The sequence below is a fragment of the Deinococcus pimensis DSM 21231 genome (assembly GCF_000519345.1).
Classification (GTDB): domain Bacteria; phylum Deinococcota; class Deinococci; order Deinococcales; family Deinococcaceae; genus Deinococcus_A; species Deinococcus_A pimensis.
In genome coordinates this window covers 121,377-125,445 of sequence record NZ_KI912635.1, presented here as the reverse complement: position 1 = coordinate 125,445, position 4,069 = coordinate 121,377, and the positions used below count along the sequence as shown (strand labels likewise).

General features: G+C 71.7%; 5 protein-coding genes. 2 read left to right on the top strand and 3 right to left on the bottom strand.

Annotated elements, in window-relative coordinates:
* Together DEIPI_RS29495 and hspR are read right to left on the bottom strand one after the other, a co-directional pair.
* Positions 1–320: metallophosphoesterase (locus DEIPI_RS29495; RefSeq protein WP_211238263.1), on the bottom strand; the 320-nt coding region annotated here is incomplete at its 3' end.
* Positions 321–341: 21 nt separating this feature from the next.
* On the bottom strand, positions 342–1,178 hold the full coding sequence (hspR, locus tag DEIPI_RS29490) for a heat shock protein transcriptional repressor HspR, fused homodimer type (RefSeq protein WP_084474080.1): 837 nt from the start codon (positions 1,176–1,178) through the stop codon (positions 342–344).
* A 221-nt stretch (positions 1,179–1,399) separates the two neighbouring features.
* Between hspR and DEIPI_RS0107785 the strand changes: the two genes are divergently transcribed.
* Together DEIPI_RS0107785 and DEIPI_RS0107780 are read left to right on the top strand one after the other, a co-directional pair.
* Positions 1,400–3,055 (top strand): acyl-CoA carboxylase subunit beta, encoded by a 1,656-nt coding sequence (locus DEIPI_RS0107785; RefSeq protein ID WP_027481401.1) that lies wholly within the window; start codon positions 1,400–1,402, stop codon positions 3,053–3,055.
* Between the two features lie 22 nt (positions 3,056–3,077).
* A complete protein-coding gene (locus DEIPI_RS0107780) occupies positions 3,078–3,503 on the top strand; it encodes a hypothetical protein (protein ID WP_027481400.1) in 426 nt (141 codons plus the stop codon).
* Here DEIPI_RS0107780 and DEIPI_RS40900 read toward each other — a convergent pair.
* Positions 3,500–4,069 (bottom strand): helix-turn-helix transcriptional regulator (locus tag DEIPI_RS40900; RefSeq protein WP_211238262.1); only part of this gene is annotated, 570 nt, incomplete at its 5' end. The genes DEIPI_RS0107780 and DEIPI_RS40900 overlap by 4 nt on opposite strands.

The following is a 4,069-nucleotide window of genomic DNA, read 5'->3' as shown; positions in this document are numbered from 1 at the left end:
AGGAAGGTGCGTCCGCGCGGGTCCTGCCAGTGGTCGCCGAAGGCGTGCGCGGCGAGCAGCAGCGTCTCGTGGTTGCCGAGCAGGGCGTAGAGGCGTCCCCCCGCGCGCGCGGCGTCCTCGTCGACGCGCAGGAGCAGGTCGAGGACGCCGACGCCGTCCGGACCGCGGTCGGTGTAGTCCCCGATGCAGACGAGGACGGCGCCGCCGCCGGTCCAGACGTCACCGTCCCCGATGAGGCCCGCGTGCCGCAGGAGCGCGCGGAGCTTCGCGGGTTCACCGTGGACGTCGCCCATCACCCACAGGGGCCGGGCTCCCGTCATCGGGTGGAGCGGGAGGAGCGGTCAGGCATCGGCGGCGGCGTCCTCCTCCCCGTGATCGAGGTCGTCGAGATCGTCGAGGTCGGCGGCGTCATCGTCGTCGCCGAGCTCGGTGAGGGCGGCGAGGCCGGGCGGCAGCGAAAGGCGCGGCGCGGACCGTTCCGGGTCCTCGGTGGCGGGCAGCTCGCGCCACTTCGTCATGTGCTGCGTGAGGTCCTGCTGGATGCGGTCGATGGCGCCCTCCATGCGGGCGCGGGCGCCGTCGAGGTTGTGTCGCAGGCGCATGATCTCCTCGACGCCGGCGAGGTTGACGCCGAGTTCCTGCGTGAGACGGCGGATCTCGCGCAGGTGCTCGATGTCGCGTTCCGAGTACAGGCGGGTCTTGCCGCTGGAGCGGCCGGGCCGGATGAGGCCCTTGCGTTCGTACAGCCGCAGCGTCTGCGGGTGCATGTCCACGAGCTGCGCGGCGATGCTGATGACGTACACGGGTCGGTCGAGGGGGTCGGTGGGGATGCCGCCGTCACCGGGGAGGGCGCGTTCGGCGCGGATGCGTTCGTGCAGCTCGCCCTCGATGCGCTGGATCTCGTCCTCGAACTGGTCCTGCAGGGCGTCGAGTTCGTGCTGGAGGCGCATGACCTCCTCGACGCCGGCGAGGTTGACGCCGAGTTCCTGCGTGAGACGGCGGATCTCGCGCAGGTGCTCGATGTCGCGTTCCGAGTACAGGCGGGTCTTGCCGCTGGAGCGGCCGGGTCGGATGAGGCCCTTGCGTTCGTACAGCCGCAGTGTCTGCGGATGCATGTCCACGAGTTCCGCCGCGACCGAGATGACGTACACGGGACGGTTTTTGGCGTCGCTCGCCATAAGTGATCTGAGTATAGACCAAGCAGGTTGGATGAGGGAGAAAGCGGTCAGCGGTCAGCGGTCAGCGGTCAGCAGTCAGCAGTCAGCAGTCAGCGGTCGGCGGTCAGCGGTCAGCGGTCGGCGGTCAGCGGTCGGCGGTCGGCAAGGTGTTGGCCGATGACCGATGGCTGACCGCTGCTCACGTCTGGCCACCTCACCCTAACGTTTGTTAGACTCCTTCCATGACCCAGGCAACCAGCGCGTGGCAGGGCGCGCTCGAACGACTCCGCACCGACCTCGCCCGCGCCCGTCAGGGCGGCGGAAGCAAGGCCGCCGCGCGCCAGCACGACAAGGGCCGCCTCACCGCCCGCGAGCGCGTCGCGCGCCTCGTGGACGAGGGCACGCCCTTCGACGAGCTCATGACCTTCGCGGGCTGGGAGATGTACGAGGACGTCGGCGGCTGCCCCTCCGGTGGGACCGTCACGGGCATCGGGACCATCCACGGCCGCCCGTGGATGATCGTCGCGAACGACGCGACCGTCAAGGCGGGCGCCTTCTTCCCCATCACCGCGAAGAAGGTCATCCGCGCGCAGACCATCGCGCTCGAAAACAGGGTGCCCGTCATCTACCTCGTGGACTCCGCCGGGGTGTACCTGCCCATGCAGGACGAGATCTTCCCCGATCAGGACGACTTCGGACGCGTCTTCTACCTCAACGCGCGGCTCAGCGCGCTCGGCGTGCCGCAGATCGCGGCGATCATGGGCAACTGCGTCGCGGGCGGCGCGTACCTTCCCGTCATGTGCGACACGCTCGTCATGACGGAGGGCTCGGGACTCTACCTCGCCGGGCCCGCCCTCGTGAAGGCCGCCATCGGGCAGGTCGTGGACTCCGAGGAGCTCGGCGGCGCGAGCATGCACGCCGAGATCGCCGGCACCGTGGACTACAAGGAACCCGACGACGAGCACGCCCTCGCCCGCGTCCGCGAGCTCGCCGCCCTTTACGCCGAGGGCGAGGTCGCTCCCTGGGCGCGCCGCCGCACGCCCGCGCTGCCGCCCGCCGCGCGGGACCTCACGGACCTCGTGAGCTTCGACGGGAGCCGCCCCTACGACGTCCGCGAGCTCGTCCGCGCCCTCGCCGACGCCCGCGAGGACGGCGCCACGTCCTTTCAGGAGTTCAAGGCCGACTACGGGCAGACCATCGTGTGCGGCTTCGCGCGGCTCGGCGGCTTCCCCGTGGGCTTCGTCGCGAACCAGCGCACCGTGATCCGCAAGAAGCTCAAGGCGGGCGGCGTGCCGGGCCTCACGAGCCGCATCGAGGTGGGCGGCGTGATCTACGGCGACGCCGCCGACAAGGCCGCGCGCTTCATCCTCGACGCGAACCAGGCGGGCGTGCCGCTCGTGTTCCTCTCGGACGTCACGGGCTTCATGGTGGGCCGCGACAGCGAGCACGAGGGCATCATCCGGCGCGGCGCGAAGATGGTGAACGCCGTGAGCAACAGCGTCGTGCCGCGCCTCACGGTCATCACCGGGGGCAGTTTCGGCGCGGGCAACTACGCCATGAGCGGCAAGGCGTACGCGCCGCGCTTCCTGTTCGCGTGGCCCAGCGCGAAGTACGCCGTGATGAGCGGCAACGCCGCCGCCAAGACCCTCCTCGACATCCAGGTGGCGGCCCTGAAGCGCGCCGGGCACGAACCCGACGACGAGGAACTCCAGGCCCTGTTCGAGGAGGTCAGGTCGAAGTACGACCGCGAGCTCGACCCGCGCTACGCCGCCGCGCGCCTGTGGGTGGACGAGCTCATCGAGCCGGACACCACGCGCGAGCGGCTCGTGCGGGCGCTGGAGGCCTGCGCGCTCAACCCCCGGCAGGAGGAGCTGCGCGTCGGCGTGTTCCAGGTGTGAGGCCGCCGGGTACCATGAGGTGATGTCGGACCCCGTCTCGCCCGAGGCCCTGCTCGGCCTCCTGCGGGCGGCCGGGTTCGGCGCGCACGTGGAAGGCGGCGGCGTGATCGTCGGCTACACCCCGCGCGGGGCGGACGACTCGGCCGAACTGGCCCTGCAGGTCAGCGCGACCTCCGACGGCGTGCGGGTCGCGGCGTCCTTCGGGGTGGACCTCGACGAGCCGGGCCGCATCGTGGACCTGCTGCTCCTCGCCAACGACCTCAACGGCGCCCTGCGGGTGGCGCGCGCGCACGTGGAACCCGAGACGGGAGGCGGGCCGGCCGCCGCAACCCTGCACGTCACGGCCCGCCTGCCCCACGAGGCCCTGACCGCTGGGACGCTCGCCTCGCTCGTGAGCGCCGCCGGGGAGGACGTTCACGAGACGCTGCGCAGGCTCGTGGGCGCCTAGCGGTTCTGGCCCTCCCCGACGCGGACCAGCCCGAGCCGCAGCGCCGTCGAGATGGCCTCCGTGCGGGTGTGCGCGTCGAGCTTCTGGAAGATGCTGCGCACGTGGTTGCGCACCGTGTTCTCCGAGATGGAGAGTGCCCGCGCGATCTGCTTGTTCTGCTGACCCTCGAAGAGCAGTCTCAGCACGCCCAGTTCACGCGCGCTCAACCCACCCGTCTCCTCCGGATCGGGCCCGGCGGGCGGCGGTGGGGCGGCCGTGCGGTCCGGCGCCGAGTCGAGGACGGAGGCGGCCACCTGCGGCGTCCCCGGGAGGGTCACGGCGTGCGCCTCACCCAGGTGACGCTCCACGCCCTGCTCGTCGAGCGCGCCGCCCTCCTGCCAGGCAGCCTCCAGCGTGGCGTCGTCGAGGACCGCCCGGACCCTTTCGAGCAGGGCCGCGTACAGCACCTGCTCGTCACGGGTCAGCACGGTGCCGTCCGACGAGCACCAGGTGGCCGAGCGGGCGAGCAGCACGGCGGACGCGCGGGCGGCGCCGCGCGTGGCAAGGTTGCGCGCGACGTACAGGCA

Coding starts and splice junctions, on each gene's coding strand:
- DEIPI_RS0107780 (WP_027481400.1), top strand. CDS start 3,078: ATGTCGGACCCCGTCTCGCCCGAGGCCCTGCTCGGCCTCCTGCGGGCG.
- DEIPI_RS0107785 (WP_027481401.1), top strand. CDS start 1,400: ATGACCCAGGCAACCAGCGCGTGGCAGGGCGCGCTCGAACGACTCCGC.
- hspR (WP_084474080.1), bottom strand. CDS start 1,178: ATGGCGAGCGACGCCAAAAACCGTCCCGTGTACGTCATCTCGGTCGCG.